The sequence below is a fragment of the Streptomyces hiroshimensis genome (assembly GCF_014650335.1).
GTDB classification, from domain to species: domain Bacteria; phylum Actinomycetota; class Actinomycetes; order Streptomycetales; family Streptomycetaceae; genus Streptomyces; species Streptomyces hiroshimensis.
The window spans coordinates 295,903-309,517 of sequence record NZ_BMUT01000004.1; the positions used below are offsets into that span (position 1 = coordinate 295,903).

The 13,615-nt window shown below is 73.3% G+C and carries 12 protein-coding genes; 7 read left to right on the plus strand and 5 right to left on the minus strand.

Annotated elements, in window-relative coordinates:
• The first annotated feature begins 345 nt into the window (after window positions 1-345).
• Complete coding sequence (locus IE241_RS12150) at window positions 346-591, plus strand: hypothetical protein (protein WP_190021731.1); 246 nt, start codon at window positions 346-348, stop codon at window positions 589-591.
• 624 nt (window positions 592-1,215) lie between these two features.
• Window positions 1,216-1,497 carry a hypothetical protein gene (locus IE241_RS12155; protein ID WP_190021732.1) on the plus strand — a complete coding sequence of 94 codons (282 nt, stop codon included), beginning with the start codon at window positions 1,216-1,218 and terminating at the stop codon, window positions 1,495-1,497.
• A 21-nt stretch (window positions 1,498-1,518) separates the two neighbouring features.
• On the opposite strand, the gene IE241_RS12160 is transcribed toward IE241_RS12155, so the two are convergent.
• Window positions 1,519-1,950: a pyridoxamine 5'-phosphate oxidase family protein gene (locus tag IE241_RS12160; protein WP_190021733.1), complete on the minus strand. Its 432-nt coding sequence runs from the start codon at window positions 1,948-1,950 to the stop codon at window positions 1,519-1,521.
• 89 nt (window positions 1,951-2,039) lie between these two features.
• Entirely contained in the window at window positions 2,040-3,737 is a 1,698-nt protein-coding gene (locus IE241_RS12165) for an AMP-binding protein (protein ID WP_190021734.1), read from the minus strand.
• Window positions 3,738-3,998: 261 nt separating this feature from the next.
• Between IE241_RS12165 and IE241_RS12170 the strand changes: the two genes are divergently transcribed.
• From IE241_RS12170 to IE241_RS12180, 3 genes are read left to right on the plus strand one after another with little or no spacing between them, the layout of a single operon-like run.
• Complete coding sequence (locus IE241_RS12170) at window positions 3,999-5,165, plus strand: lipid-transfer protein (RefSeq protein ID WP_190021864.1); 1,167 nt, start codon at window positions 3,999-4,001, stop codon at window positions 5,163-5,165.
• Between the two features lie 4 nt (window positions 5,166-5,169).
• Window positions 5,170-5,634 carry a Zn-ribbon domain-containing OB-fold protein gene (locus IE241_RS12175; RefSeq protein ID WP_190021735.1) on the plus strand — a complete coding sequence of 155 codons (465 nt, stop codon included), beginning with the start codon at window positions 5,170-5,172 and terminating at the stop codon, window positions 5,632-5,634.
• Entirely contained in the window at window positions 5,631-6,461 is an 831-nt protein-coding gene (locus IE241_RS12180; RefSeq protein ID WP_190021736.1) for an enoyl-CoA hydratase/isomerase family protein, read from the plus strand. Before IE241_RS12175 ends, IE241_RS12180 begins: the two co-directional genes overlap by 4 nt.
• Window positions 6,462-6,573: 112 nt before the next feature.
• Here the strand turns inward: IE241_RS12180 and afsK are convergent, their stop codons facing one another.
• The gene (afsK, locus tag IE241_RS12185; protein WP_190021737.1) at window positions 6,574-9,111 is read right to left on the minus strand and encodes a protein serine/threonine kinase AfsK; all 2,538 of its coding nucleotides are present in this window, start codon (window positions 9,109-9,111) and stop codon (window positions 6,574-6,576) included.
• Between the two features lie 489 nt (window positions 9,112-9,600).
• Here afsK and IE241_RS12190 point away from each other — a divergent pair, with 489 nt between their 5' ends.
• Complete coding sequence (locus IE241_RS12190; RefSeq protein ID WP_168091090.1) at window positions 9,601-10,248, plus strand: TetR family transcriptional regulator; 648 nt, start codon at window positions 9,601-9,603, stop codon at window positions 10,246-10,248.
• 179 nt (window positions 10,249-10,427) lie between these two features.
• Here the strand turns inward: IE241_RS12190 and IE241_RS12195 are convergent, their stop codons facing one another.
• Both IE241_RS12195 and IE241_RS12200 read right to left on the minus strand, forming a co-directional pair.
• Window positions 10,428-10,919: a nitroreductase family deazaflavin-dependent oxidoreductase gene (locus tag IE241_RS12195; RefSeq protein ID WP_190021865.1), complete on the minus strand. Its 492-nt coding sequence runs from the start codon at window positions 10,917-10,919 to the stop codon at window positions 10,428-10,430.
• A 56-nt stretch (window positions 10,920-10,975) separates the two neighbouring features.
• Window positions 10,976-12,337: an acyl-CoA dehydrogenase family protein gene (locus IE241_RS12200; protein ID WP_190021738.1), complete on the minus strand. Its 1,362-nt coding sequence runs from the start codon at window positions 12,335-12,337 to the stop codon at window positions 10,976-10,978.
• 87 nt (window positions 12,338-12,424) lie between these two features.
• Here IE241_RS12200 and IE241_RS12205 point away from each other — a divergent pair, with 87 nt between their 5' ends.
• The gene (locus IE241_RS12205) at window positions 12,425-13,603 is read left to right on the plus strand and encodes a thiolase C-terminal domain-containing protein (RefSeq protein WP_190021739.1); all 1,179 of its coding nucleotides are present in this window, start codon (window positions 12,425-12,427) and stop codon (window positions 13,601-13,603) included.
• Window positions 13,604-13,615: the final 12 nt, after the last annotated feature.

Here is a 13,615-nt window from a genome sequence, read left to right on the forward strand (position 1 = left end):
CAGGGCACGGCGCGGAATCCTGCATTTCGCAGTGAGTCCGGCGTGTTGTGCGACACATGGAACGCCTCTCCGGACGTCCTCCGGAAGCGGTCACCGCAGCCGTACAGCCCCGGAAAAACGCTGTCACGTGCCCGTTCATCGATCGTTTATCGCGACAGGGCAGTCTGAGTTCTGTCGATCCGTCGCGTCGGGGGGCAGACGGGTCGTAGGTGAGGCCTCACCTCAGGGGTGATCAGCCCCAGTCCCCGTCCGGCGGCCATCGGGGGAGTCGCCGGGCGGGTTCTGCATCCCAGCACCAACCCCTCACGCCAAACGACTCGCACCGACCCATCGGAGTTGATCGCTATGAGCGACGAGCGCAAGCTCACGCCAGGCGTGGCCACACCGCAGGACGACCATCCCACGGGGGGACCGTTCAACGCGGCGCAGCAGTTCGCGCCGCCGCCGGACGACCACGCCACCATCGGGGAGCCCATCGCCCTCAAGGGCGACAAGGTCCTGAAGAAGAAACCTCTCCCGGGCGACGAGCTGGTCGTCATGGACGACCACGCCACGGGGGACAAGCCCAAGCCCGCATCCGGGCTGGTCTGATCGGCTCCCGGGGCGGGGGATTTCTGGCCGGAGACATCGGCGGGCAGGAATCCCCCGGCCGGGGGTCTCAGGGGGAGCACGACACGGGGACGTTCCGGGGGAGGAAGATCCGCAGGGAACGCACCCGGGCACGACGTACGACGGGGGAATCGTACGGGGGACGTACGGGGGAGACGTACGGGGGACGTACGACGGGGGAACGCACGACGGGGGAGATCCAACGGGGGATTTCCAACGGGGGTCGTCCGACGCAATGAGCAGAACGGGGGGCGTCGGGCGGGGAGAAAGGCGCCACTGCACGGGGGAAATCACGAAGGACCGTACGGGGAAAGCACGGGGGACCCGTACGACAACTGAATAGGGTCAACGGGGGAACGCGCACAACAACTGAACAGGGATGTTCCAACGGGGGACTGTCAGGGGCCGGCGTCGGCAGCACGGAGGGGAAGCCGTCGACGCCGACCCCTGCGGTCATGCGCCAGTGGCGCTGAACTGCATGCAAAAGGACCGGAGTTCGGCCACGCACTTCGATCCGAACGGCGGACGTAAGCCATCCTCACCCGCTACCTTCGCCGTCACGTGCACCACCACTGCACCATCACCCCTGAATCAGAGGAGTCGGAAATGAACGGTACGAGCAGGCGCACGAAGAAGGCGCTTGTCATAGCTGCGATAGCCGCCATGACCGGCGCCGGAACGCTGGCCGCAGCGGGCCCCGCAGCCGCCGACCACCACGCCGGCGTGGTGCGGCTCGCGCACCCGGTCGGTGACAACGCGGACGCTCCCGGGGACGACCACGGCACGGGCGGGCGCGACGACCACGGCACGGGCGGCGGCGACGACCACGGCACAGGCGGACGCGACGACCACGGCACCCTCTGGGCCGGCTCCGCAGCGACGCGCTAGGCGCGGCACCGGCCCTACCGGTCAGCTCGCGCCGCCCAGGTCGGCCGAGAGCCAGTGCTGCGGCCGCATCCTGATCGCCACGACCGCTTCCGGGTCGGCCATGATTCTCTCCACGTGCGCGTCCACTGCCGCTTCCGTCGGCAGGTAGCGGACAGCGATCTCCCTCGCCAGCTCCTCCGTCGCCGTTTCGAGCGACACGAGCTCGCCTTCCACGGAGACGTACCGGTACGTCGGAGACGTCTGGTCCACCAAGAGCGTAAATCGCCCGGCATCGGCGATGAGCTGCGCTTTGCGGGAGGCGCGGCCGGTGACGAGTACGACCTCACCACCCGGACGGTAGACGTACCAGACGGGCACGTTCACCGGTCCGCGTCCCCCGCCCGCCTCAACGGCGATCGCCGCAACGTGCGGGCCGGCCAGGAATTTCTCACGCTCTTCGACGGAAAGCGGCATCGCTCCACCTCGTTCACGGTCGGTCGGGGCTCCGAGGCCATCTTCACCCCCTGCCCCGTACAGCGCAGTCGGCCGCGCCGCTGTTCCCCTCATTGCCTTCTCATGCGTCCCTCATCCGCCTGCCCCTCACCGGACGGCCGCAATCCGCCCTTGACCACCTTGCCGGAGGCATTCCGCGGCAGCACGGCGACGAACTCCACCTCGCGCGGCACCTTGTACGCGGCCATCTCGTGCCGCGCCCAGGCGATGAGCTCCTCGGCGGACGCTGCCGGGCCGCCGCGCCGGCGGACCACGAAGGCCTTGCCGGCCTCGCCGAGCCGCTTGTCCGGCACGCCGACGACGGCGACCTCGGCAATGCCGGGGTGCCGGGCCAGCGTCCGCTCCACCTCCGCCGGATAGACGTTGAAGCCGCCGGCCACGAACATGTCCTTGATCCGGTCGGTGATCCGCAGATTGCCCTCGCCGTCCAGCACCCCGATGTCACCGGTGTGCAGCCAGCCGTCCACGTCGACGGCCTCGGCCGTGGCGCGCGGGTCCTCGAAATAGCCGGCCATCACCTGATAGCCGCGCACCAGGACCTCGCCCGCACGCCCCGGCGGCAGCGCCTTCCCGTCGTCCCCCACCACCTTGACCTCGGTGTCCGGGATGGCCCGCCCGGAGGTGCCCGCGATCACCTCGGCGCGGTCGTCGCGGCGGCACATCGTGACGACTCCCGTGGCCTCGCTCATCCCGTAGGCCGTCAGCACCATGGGGATACCGGCCTCGTCCCGCAGCCGCTCGACCAGCCGGGGGTCGACATCCGCCGCTCCCGTCACCACCAGCCGCAGCGAGGACAGCCCTCCGGCGGTACGGGCCGGATGGTCGAGCAGGGCCTGATGGAGGGTGGGCGGGCCGGGCAGCACGGTGATGCGCTCCGCCGCGACATGGGCCAGCACCGCGTCCACCGCGAAGACGGCCTGCGGCACCATCACCGCGCCGCGCATCAGGCAGGCGAGGACGCCGGCCTTGTAGCCGAAGGTGTGCGAGAAGGGGTTGACGATCAGATAGCGGTCTCCTCTCCGCAGCCCGGCCAGGTCGCTCCAGGCACCGAAGGTACGCAGACTCTGGGCATGGGTGACGACCACGCCCCTGGGTTCGCCCGTGGTGCCGGAGGTGAAGATGATGTCCGACGGCGCCTCGGGGCTGACGGCGTTCGCCCGCGCTCTCACCGACCAGGCCGGCATCGCATCGCCCGCCGCGAGGAACTCCTTCCACGTCCGGAAGCCCGACGGCGCGTCCTCGGCCAGCACCACGACCTCCCGCAGGTGCGGCAGCCCGGGCAGGGGTACATCGGGGCGGTGGCTGCCACTGGCAGCGCCGGTGCCGCCGATGCCGCTAGGGCCGCCGGCCGTGTGCGTACCGCCTGCAGCGCGGCGCAGGGCGGCGACGTAGGAGGTGCCGAGGAACGTGCCGGTGACGAACAGCAGCTTCGCCCGGGTGCGCGCGAGCACCTGCACCGCCTCGGCTCCCCTGAGCCGAGTGTTGACCGGGACGAGGACCGCGCCGGCCGTGACGGCTCCCAGGGCGGAGACGATCCAGTCGAGCGTATTCGGCGCCCAGACGGCCACGCGGTCACCGGCCTCGACGCCCGCCGCGAGGCATCCGGCCGCAGCCCGCTCGATCCGGGCGGCCAGCTGCTCGTAGCCGATCCTGGTCCGGCCCTCGACCACGGCCTCGCGGTCCCCGTAGCGCGCGGCGGCCGTGCGGACCAGCCGGGGTATGGACATGAACTCCAGGTCTCCGCGCATCGCGTGCCCTTCCCGCCGCCCCGGCCCGCCCACTGCTGCTGACTGTTCGTCAGATTAGCGATACCCTTCCGCGCTGTCAGCAGGGGCAGCAGCGACAGCAGGGGGAGCACCCGGGGCACAGAGGACACGGAGGCCACGGAGACGACGGAGGCCACGATGGCCGCGAGACGTACGACACCCGCAGGACCTACGGCGCGCACGAGCGCCATGACCACCGCGGCCGCCAGGGCCGCCACGGCCACCACACCCGCCACGGCGTCGATGACGGCGCCCCCGGCGCCCCCGACCCTCAAGGACGCCACCGCGATCGTCGGCATAGGACAGACCCCCTTCGCCCGCCGGCTCGATGCTTCGGAAAAGACCCTGGCCTGCCGCGCGATCCTGGCCGCGCTGGACGACGCGGGCATCCCCCCTTCCCAGGTCGACGCCTTCGCCTCCTACACCATGGAGGAGACCGACGAGGTCGAGGTCGCCAAGGCCGTCGGCGCGGGCGACGTGACCTTCTTCGCCAGGACCGGCTTCGGCGGCGGCGCCTCCTGCGCGACCGTCGCCCACCTCGCCGCGGCCATCGCCACGGGCCAGGCGTCCGTCGGCGTGGCCTGGCGCTCCCGCAAGCGCGGCTCCGGCCCCCGCCCCTGGACCGACACCCGCAGGCAGCTCCCCACCCCGGCGCAGTGGACCCGCCCGTACGGCCTGCTGCGGCCGGCCGACGAGATCGCCATGCTCGCCCGCCGCTACATGCACGAGTACGGCGCCACCCGCGACCACTTCTTCAACGTCGCCCGGGCCTGCCGCAACCATGCCCACCGCAACCCTGCCGCGATCATGCACGGACGCCCGCTGACCCGTGAGACCTATATGAGCTCCCGCTGGATCAGCGAGCCGCTCTGCCTCTTCGACAACTGCCTGGAGACGGACGGAGCCCTGGCCTGCGTCGTCGTCTCCGCCGAACGCGCCCGCGACTGCCGCCGCTCCCCCGTCTACGTGCACGCCGCCGCCCAGGGGCTGCCCGCCCAGCACCACGGCATGGTCAACTACTGGAACGACGACCCGCTCACCGGCCCCTCCTGGACCGCCGCCCGGCAGCTGTGGAAGACGGCCGACTTCGGCCCGGAGGACGTCGACGTCGCCCAGATCTACGACGCCTTCACCCCGCTCATCCCGCTCTCCCTCGAGGGCTACGGCTTCTGCGGGCGCGGCGAGGGCGCCGCCTTCACCGAGGACGGCGCCCTCGAACTCGGCGGCAGGCTCCCTGTGAACACCGGCGGCGGCGGGCTCAGCGAGGCCTACGTCCATGGCTTCAACCTCATCACCGAAGGCGTCCGCCAGCTGCGCGGCACCTCGACCGCGCAGGTGCCCGGCGCCACGACCTGCCTGGTCACGGCGGGCGAGGGAGTCCCCACTTCGGCTCTGCTGCTGAGGAGTTGAGCTCATGTCCTCCATGATGAGGGGCACCACTGACAACGGCCTGCTGCCGCCCGAGCCCGACGACGACGGCGCGCCCTTCTGGGAGTTCGCGGCCCGCGGCGAGCTGCGCATGCAGGCCTGCGCCGGGTGCGGCGAGCTGCGGTTCCCGCCCCGCCCGTGCTGCCCGCACTGCGCGTCCTTCGGCAGCGAATGGCAGCGTATGACCGGCCGCGGCAGCATCTGGTCGTACGTCCTGCCCCACCCGCCACTCCTGCCCGCCTACGCGGCGCGGGCCCCGTACAACGTCGTGGTCGTGGAACTGGCCGACGCGCCGCACATCCGCCTCCCCGGCAACCTCGTGGCGGCGCCCGACGCGGACATCGACTCCGTCGACCCGGCCCTCCTGTGTATCGGCGCGCCCGTGCGCGTCACCTTCGCACGGCTCACCGGCGGCGTCGTCGTGCCGCGCTGGCTGCTGGAGGCGTCATGAGCGGCGACGGCGGGGAGGCAAGTGCAGGCGGGGAGACAGGCGACGGCGGGGAGACAGGCACCGGCGTCCGTACCGAGATACGCGCGGACGGCGTCGCTCTGGTCACCCTCGACCGGCCCGAGCGGCACAACGCCCTCGACCTGGCGACCGCCGCCGAACTCACCGCCGTATGGCGCCGCTTCCGCTTCGACGACAGCGTCCGGGCCGTCGTGCTGACCGGCTCCGGGGACCGGGCCTTCTGCACCGGCATCGACCGCTCCGCCGCCGTCCCCCAGCCGGGCTCGCCCTACTCCCTGGACGATCCCCTGCGCACCGTCGGCCCCAAGTCGTCCGACCTGTGGAAGCCCGTCGTCGCGGCCGTCGGCGGAATGGCCTGCGGCGGGGCGTTCTACCTGCTCGGCGAGGCGGAGTTCGTCGTGGCCGCCGAGAACGCCACGTTCTTCGACCCGCACACGACCTACGGCATGGTCAGTGCCTACGAGGCGATCCACATGGCGCAGCGCATGCCCTTCGGCGAAGCCGCCCGCCTCGCCCTGATGGGCACCGCCGAGCGGCTCTCCGCGCGTCGGGCGTACGAGATCGGCCTGGTCTCCGAGCTGACCGCGCCCGGCGGGGCCGTCGACGCCGCCCTGCGCGCGGCCGCCGTCATCGCCGCCTGCCCGCCGGATGCGGTGCAGGGCACGGTGCGGGCCCTGTGGGCGGCGAAGGAAGCCACGCTGGAGCGCGCCCTTTCCCTCGCCCCGCACCTGATCTCCCTCGGCAACCTGCCGCCGGAGCAGCAGGCGCGGCTCTTCGCGTCACGCGAGCGGGGGCACCGCCTGCGCTGAACGGCCACCACGCCGGGCGCCCGCCGTCGCTCCGCGGAGCCCGCCCCGCGGAGCCCGTTACGAGGAGCGGCAGTCACGCAGAGCGGCCGTCATGCCGCGCGAAGGGCCGTCCTCACCTCCGTGAGGACATGCCGGTCCCCTTCGCGGCGTCCAGCGCGTACACGCAGCGGTCCTTGCTGCACGCGTACACCACGCCGCCCGCCACCACCGGCGAGCCGGTGATCTCCCCGCCCGTGGCGAGCTTCCACCGCAGCTGACCACCCGCTGCGTCGACCGTGTACAGGCAGTGGTCGGCGGAGCCGAAGTGGATGCGGCCGTCGGCGACGACGGGCGCGCCCACCACATCGCCGCCGGCGGCGAACCGCCACTTGGGCGTGCCGGTGACCGCGTCCAGCGTGTAGAGCGCACCTCCGCTGCCCAGGTGGACGGAGCCGGCCGCGACCAGCACCGGCTCGGTGGACTGCCGGGCCTCCGTGGCGATGCGCCAGCGGTCACGGCCGGTGGCCGCGTCCAGGGCGTAGACGGTGCCCAGGTAGTCGGCGATGTAGACGCCGCCTCCGGTGACCGCGGGGCCGGGAGCGTAGGCCGGCGGGCTGAGGAAGACGGCGGGCGCCTCGAATCGCCAGCGCACGTCACCGCGCGCAATGTCGATGGCGAGGACGCGCGTACCGGCGGCGACGTACACCACGCCGTCGGGGGCCGTCAGGAGCCGGACGGGCACGCCACCGCAGGAGGCGGTGTCGCCCACGGGGTAGGACCAGCGCTCGGCGCCGGTGCGGGCTTCGAGGGCGCGCAGCCGGGCGTCGGCCCATACGTAGACGGTGCCGTCGTGGATCAGGGGGCCGCAGTCGGGCGTCTCGAAGTCCGTCTGGGCGCCGCCCATCTCCCACAGCAGCTCGCCGTTGGCGGCTTCCCAGGCCTGGACGCCGCCCCCGCGGGTGCCCGTGACGACCGTGCCGCGGTCGGCCCGGAGGGAGTAGACCCAGCCGTCGGTGGCGAGCCGCCAGCGCTCGGAGCCGTCGGCCGCGTCGAGGGCGTAGAGGGTGGGGCCGTCGGAGGCGTGGATGCGCCCGTCGGTGACGGCCATGGCCCAGGCCACGTCCCGGGTCTTGAACTGCCGCCGCCCGGTGGCCACATCGAGGGCGTGCACCTCGAACGAGGTGACGTACAGCAGCTCGCCGGCCACCGTGGGCGTGCCCCAGACGTCGTTGGACATGCGGAACCGCCAGGGGCGCCAACGCCCCTGGTCACCGGGCGCATTGGTGGCGCCGTCGGCCGCCGGGCCGGCCGTCTGGGCGGGAACGGACGCGGGGGCGGGCGCACCGCCGGGCACGCCTGCGGGCGGGCGCACCCAGCCCGTCGCGGGCCCGGTGCCCCCGGGGGAGCGGGTGTCACGGCCTTCGGCGACGCGCGGGCCGGGGCCGATGGGGACCTGCGAGCCCGCCAGCCGTACGGCTCCGTCGTGCGCGGGCGCCGCGGCGTAGCGGCCGGGGGCGGCGAGCGGGGCGGTGCCTCCGCCTGCGCGGGAGTCGTGGGGTGCGCTCAGGCCGCCGCGCGGGTCGTGCCCGACGGGCATCGGGGAGCGGCCGGTGCCGGCCGCGCCGCGGCCGTCTCCCCAGGCGGGGCCGCTGTGGGCGGGCGCCGGCGGCGCATAGGAGGGCGCGGGGGTGGGCGGCTGCGCGGGCCGCGGAGGGGCGGCGGACCGGGCACGGCCGGGCCTGCCGGCGCCTGCTCCGGCGGCTGTGGGCCGCTGGCCGGCGCGCCGCTGCTCGATGAGCGAGACGGCGTTGTCCGGCAGCCAGGCGGAGGCCGTGCCGCTGTCGTCGCCCCCGCCGGAGGCGAAGAGGTGCGGAGCGAGCTCGGACTGCAGGTCGGCCGGGCTGGGCCGCTGATCGGCGGCCATCTGCATACAGGAGTCGATCAGGGGCCGCAGCTCGTCGGGCAGGCCGCTCAGGTCGGGGCCCTCGCGGAGCAGCATGAAGACCGTCTCCACCGGATTCGCGCCGTGGAAGGGTGCGTGGCCGGTGGCCGCGAAGACGAGGGTGGAGCCGAGGGAGAAGATGTCGCTGGAGCCGGTGACGCTGCGGGAGTCCCGCGCCTGCTCGGGCGACATGTAGGCGGGGGTGCCGACGGCGACGTTGGTCATCGTCAGCCGGGTGTTGGAGACGCCGGAGGCGATGCCGAAGTCGATGACGCGCGGGCCGTCCTCCACGACCAGGACGTTGGACGGCTTCAGGTCGCGGTGGACAAGACCGGCGCCGTGGATGGACTGCAGGGCCTCGGCGATGCCGGCCGCGAGCCAGCGCACGGCCTGGGCGGGCAGGGGCCCGCACTCGTTGACGATCTCCTCCAGGGAGGGCGCGGGCACGTACGCGGTGGCCAGCCAGGGCACGGCGGCGCGCGGGTCGGCGTCGACCACGGCGGCGGTGTAGAAGCCGCTGACCGCGCGGGCCGCCTCGACCTCGCGCGTGAAGCGGACCCGGAAGAGCTGGTCCTCGGCGAGCTCCGTGCGCACCGTCTTGATCGCCACCCGCCGGCCGGACGCCGAGCGGGCGAGATAGACCAGCCCCATGCCACCGGCACCGAGTCGGCCGAGCACCTCGAACGGGCCGATCCGTCTCGGGTCGTGCTGCGTAAGCTGCTCCACCACTGACCTGCCACCTCCCCGTCGGGGCTTGAAGGGTTTCAGCCCCGTGCAGCGTCTCACCGCGAATTATCCCGGGGTACGCATGCTGATTCTTCCTGGCGAACGACGCGGTGGCGAACCCGGGTCGCGCTTCACCCTCTCTCCACCACATGCGGAACGCCTCGCCCCGCGCCTCCTACCCCCGCTTCCCGTCCCCGATCCGCCGCCGCCCCCAAGAGCTTCCGCCATGGCCCGCGGGGTGTGTCACGACTGCCACGTTAGCGGGGGACCGCCGCCTTCCGCGGGGCCTGTGGACAACCGTGCGAAGGGGCTCGGGAGGGCGTTGTCCACAGCCTGTTGATAAGAGGATTCACCGGTACGGGCCAATCCCGTCCGATCTTCCCGCGGCCCCCCGCAACCCCCCTGAGCTGGCCTTACACCCCACTCCACACCCCTGCCCCCATTTGCATGCGGCCGAATCGCGCTCCGATCACCCCTCGGTAAGCTGACGGCATGACAGGACAAGTACGCACCGTCGACGGCCGCGTGGCCGGCCGACGCGGCCAGGCGACGCGGCAGAAGCTGCTCGACTGCCTCAGCGAAATGCTCAGCTCCTCTCCCTACCGAGACGTCAAGGTCATCGACGTCGCCCGCAAGGCCGGCACCTCGCCCGCGACCTTCTACCAGTACTTCCCGGACGTCGAGGGCGCGGTCCTCGAGATCGCCGAGGAGATGGCGAAGGAGGGCGCGAGCCTGACCGAGCTCGTCGCCGGCCGCTCCTGGGTCGGCAAGTCCGGCTGGCAGGCCGCCGAGGAGCTCGTGGACGGCTTCCTCGGGTTCTGGCGCAAGCACGACGCCATCCTGCGGGTGGTCGACCTCGGGGCGGCCGAGGGCGACAAGCGGTTCTACAAGATCCGCATGAAGATCCTCAACGCCGTCACCAACTCCCTGACGGACTCCGTCAAGGAGCTCCAGTCCAAGGGCAAGGTGGACAAGGACGTGAACCCCGCGGCCGTCGCCGGGTCGCTCGTCGCCATGCTCGCCGCGGTGGCCTCACATCAGAAGGGCTTCCAGAGCTGGGGCGTCAAGCAGGCCGAGCTCAAGCCCAACCTCGCCCTCCTGGTGCACCTGGGCATCACGGGCAAGAAGCCGACGAGGTAGCGCTTCCGGCACCTCGCACGTCTGCACGTCCTGTCATCGCAGCGGCGGGCCCCCTCCCGGCCGGGCCCGGAGGGGGCCCGCCGCAGTGATTTCCCCCTTGATCCGCCCCTTGGGCCGCCCCTTGATCCGCCCCTCGGTCCGTCCCCCTCGATCCGTCACTCCTTACGGCCCGGGTTCCCTCACTCCTCGCCGTCCGGACGCGGCTCCAGCCGGAACAGCCGGATCTCCCGCTCCACGCGCGCCTGGTACCGCGCATACGGCGGCCAGAACGCCACCACCGCCTTCCACGCGGCCTCCCGCTCCGCACCCCGCAGCAGCCGGGCCCGCACGGGCACGTCCCGCCCTCTCCAGCTGATCTCCGCCTCCGGGTGCGCCAGCAGATTCGCCGTCCAGGCGGGGTGACCGGGTCGGCCGAAGTTGCTTCCCACCAGCACCCACGCGGCCGGCGGTCCCCCCTTCGGCCCCTCCGTCATGCACGCGAGCGGCGTGCGCCGCGCCTGCCCCGTCCGCGCACCGGTCGACGTGAGCACCAGGCCCGGCAGCAGACGGGCGCTGAGCAGCGTCCTGCCCCCTGTCAGCCGGTGCACTGCACGGTCCAGGGCCGGCACGCAGCGGGGTGCGATCCGCGCGAACGTACGGGTCGAGGAGAGCCTCTGCACCACGCGCTCCAGGCGCTCCGGGCGCCCCCTGCCTTCTCCGCGCTCCCTGCGCTGCGCCGCGGTGCCTTTCACGGGGCCACCGCTTCCCGGTCCGGACGGGTGGCAAACAGCCCGGCGAGCTCCGCGGCCCGGCCCCGCAGCCTGTGCGCCGGGCCGAAGAGCAGGTCGTCCGACGCAGCCCGTTTGAAGTACAGCTGCACGTCGTGCTCCCACGTCACCCCGATGCCCCCGTGCAGCTGGACGGCCTCCGCGGCCACCGTCCGCAGCGTCTCCAAGGCCTGCGCGAGGGCAACCCCCGCGTCCCCGCCGGAGCCGCCATCCGGCGCCCCCGCCCCCGCCTCGGCCTCCCCCTCCGCCTTCGGCCGGTTGCCGGCCACGGACCCCGCCTCCTCGGATCGGTTGCCGGCCACCGATCCGAATTCCTCCTCCGGACCGACCGGCGCCCGGCCCGCCGCCCACGCCGCGTAGTACGCCGCCGAACGTGCGGCCTGCACGGACACGTACAGATCGGCAAGGCGGTGCTTGACGGCCTGGAAGGAGCCGATGGGTCGCCCGAACTGCTCACGCGTCCGTACGTGTTCGACCGTCAGCTCCAGCGCCCGGTCCGCCGCGCCGACGGCTTCCGCGGCCAGCATCGCAGCGACGCTCCCGCCCAGCCGGGCCAGCGCTGCCGTCACCCCGCCGTCCGCGCTGCCCAGGAGGTCGGCCTCCGCGTCCCGCAGCTCGATTCGGGCTTGCGGGCGCGTCTCGTCCAGCGTGGTCAGCCGCGTGCGACGCACCCCGCGGACCACGTCCGGCCGCAGGACGAACAGCAGCGTGCGGCCGTGGGCGTACCCGCCCGCGCGAGCGGCGACCAGCAGGACCCCCGCGCTGTGCCCGTCGAGGACCTGCGCGGCCTCGCCGTACAGCCGCCAGCCCGGTCCGTCCCCGGCCGGCCGCGCCTGCACGCCGCCCGCCCTGCCGCCCCCGGCCCAGTCGCCACCGTCCGGCCCGGTCGGGGGACCGACCGCGGGGACAGTCAGGCCGAGCGCCGCCGGGAGCGGGGCACGGGGCAGCGCGAGCGCGCCCGTCAGCTCACCGGAGGCGATGCGCGGCAGCAGCTCCGTCCGCTGCGTGCGCGTGCCCAGCGCGGCGACCAGGGGGGCCACGAGACCCGCCGTGGCCAGCAGGGGGGACGGCAGCAGCACGCGGCCCGTCTCCTCACAGGCCAGGGCGAGCTCCGCGGGGCCGCACCCCACGCCTCCGTAGCGCCGCTCGACGGCGAGCCCGGGCAGTCCGAGCTGTTCGGCCAGCTGCCGCCACAGCGACTCGTCGTAGCCGGGCCGGGTGCGGACAGCGGTCCGCACCCCGTCCGGTCCGCAGCGCTTGAGCAGCAGTTCGCGCAGGGTGCGCCGGATCTCGCCCTGCTCCTCGGTGAATGCGGCATCCATGGGACACGCCCTCCCGGATCTGACGGGCCGTCATCGTAAGTGCGGCAACCCGACTTTCCCACCCCCTATCTGATGTAGCGTCAGTTCATGGCCTCCGTCCGCCGCGCACGCAAGGTCGCCGTCGTCGGCGTCTCCCTCTCGGACTGCGGGAGGACCGATTCCGCCACCCCTTACGACCTGCACGCGCAAGCGGCCCTTCGCGCTCTCGCCGACTCCGGGCTCGGCAGAGCCGCCGTCGACGGCCTCGCCTCCGCCGGACTGGGCACGCTGGCCCCCATGGAGATCGCCGACCACCTGGGGCTGCGCCCCACCTGGGTGGACTCGACCTCGGTCGGCGGCGCCACCTGGGAGGTCATGGCTGCCCACGCCGCCGACGCCATCGCCGCCGGGCACGCCAACGCCGTCCTCCTCGTCTACGGCTCCACCGCCCGCGCCGACCTCAAAGCGGGCCGCCGGACCGCCGGCCTCTCCTACGGCACCCGGGGCCCGCTGCAGTTCGAAGCCCCCTACGGGCACACGCTCATCGCCAAGTACGCCATGGCCGCACGCCGCCACATGCACGAGTACGGCACCACACTGGAGCAGCTCGCCGGCATCGCCGTCCAGGCGCGCGCCAACGCCTTCCACAACCCCCACGCCATGTACCGTGAACCGATCACCGTGGACGACGTCCTCGGCGGTCCGGTGATCGCCGACCCGTTCACCAAGCTCCAGTGCTGCATCCGGTCGGACGGCGGCTGCGCCGTGCTGCTGGCGGGCGAGGAGTACGCCGCGGACGCCGCCCGGCCGCCCGTGTGGGTGCTGGGAGCCGGCACGGCGGTGTCCCACACGGCGATGTCGGAGTGGGAGGACTTCACCGTCTCCCCCGCCGCGCGCTCCGGACGGCTCGCCTTCGAGCGCGCCGGCGTCACCCCCGCGGACGTGGACGTGGCCGAGCTGTACGACGCCTTCACCTATATGACGCTCGTGACCCTCGAAGACCTCGGCTTCTGCGCCAAGGGCGAGGGCGGCGCCTTCGCGGAGAAGGACAGGCTGACGGTGGGCGGCGGGCTGCCGGTCAACACGGACGGCGGCGGCCTCTCCGCCTGTCACCCCGGGATGCGCGGCCTGTTCCTCCTGGTCGAGGCCGTGCGGCAGCTGCGCGGAGAGGCCGAGGAGGGCCGCCAGGTGCGCAGGCCGGACGGGGCGCTTCCGCAGATCGCCGTCGCATCGGGCACGGGCGGCTGGTTCTGCTCGGCGGGGACGGTGGTCCTGGCGCGCGACTGAACCGGGCGAGTG

Excerpts from the sequence above, each read along its gene's own strand:
- IE241_RS12150 (WP_190021731.1), top strand. The coding sequence starts at position 346 with ATGAGCGACGAGCGCAAGCTCACGCCAGGCGTGGCCACACCGCAGGAC.
- IE241_RS12155 (WP_190021732.1), top strand. The coding sequence starts at position 1,216 with ATGAACGGTACGAGCAGGCGCACGAAGAAGGCGCTTGTCATAGCTGCG.
- IE241_RS12160 (WP_190021733.1), bottom strand. The coding sequence starts at position 1,950 with ATGCCGCTTTCCGTCGAAGAGCGTGAGAAATTCCTGGCCGGCCCGCAC.
- IE241_RS12165 (WP_190021734.1), bottom strand. The coding sequence starts at position 3,737 with ATGCGCGGAGACCTGGAGTTCATGTCCATACCCCGGCTGGTCCGCACG.
- IE241_RS12170 (WP_190021864.1), top strand. The coding sequence starts at position 3,999 with ATGACGGCGCCCCCGGCGCCCCCGACCCTCAAGGACGCCACCGCGATC.
- IE241_RS12175 (WP_190021735.1), top strand. The coding sequence starts at position 5,170 with ATGTCCTCCATGATGAGGGGCACCACTGACAACGGCCTGCTGCCGCCC.
- IE241_RS12180 (WP_190021736.1), top strand. The coding sequence starts at position 5,631 with ATGAGCGGCGACGGCGGGGAGGCAAGTGCAGGCGGGGAGACAGGCGAC.
- IE241_RS12190 (WP_168091090.1), top strand. The coding sequence starts at position 9,601 with ATGACAGGACAAGTACGCACCGTCGACGGCCGCGTGGCCGGCCGACGC.
- IE241_RS12200 (WP_190021738.1), bottom strand. The coding sequence starts at position 12,337 with ATGGATGCCGCATTCACCGAGGAGCAGGGCGAGATCCGGCGCACCCTG.
- IE241_RS12205 (WP_190021739.1), top strand. The coding sequence starts at position 12,425 with ATGGCCTCCGTCCGCCGCGCACGCAAGGTCGCCGTCGTCGGCGTCTCC.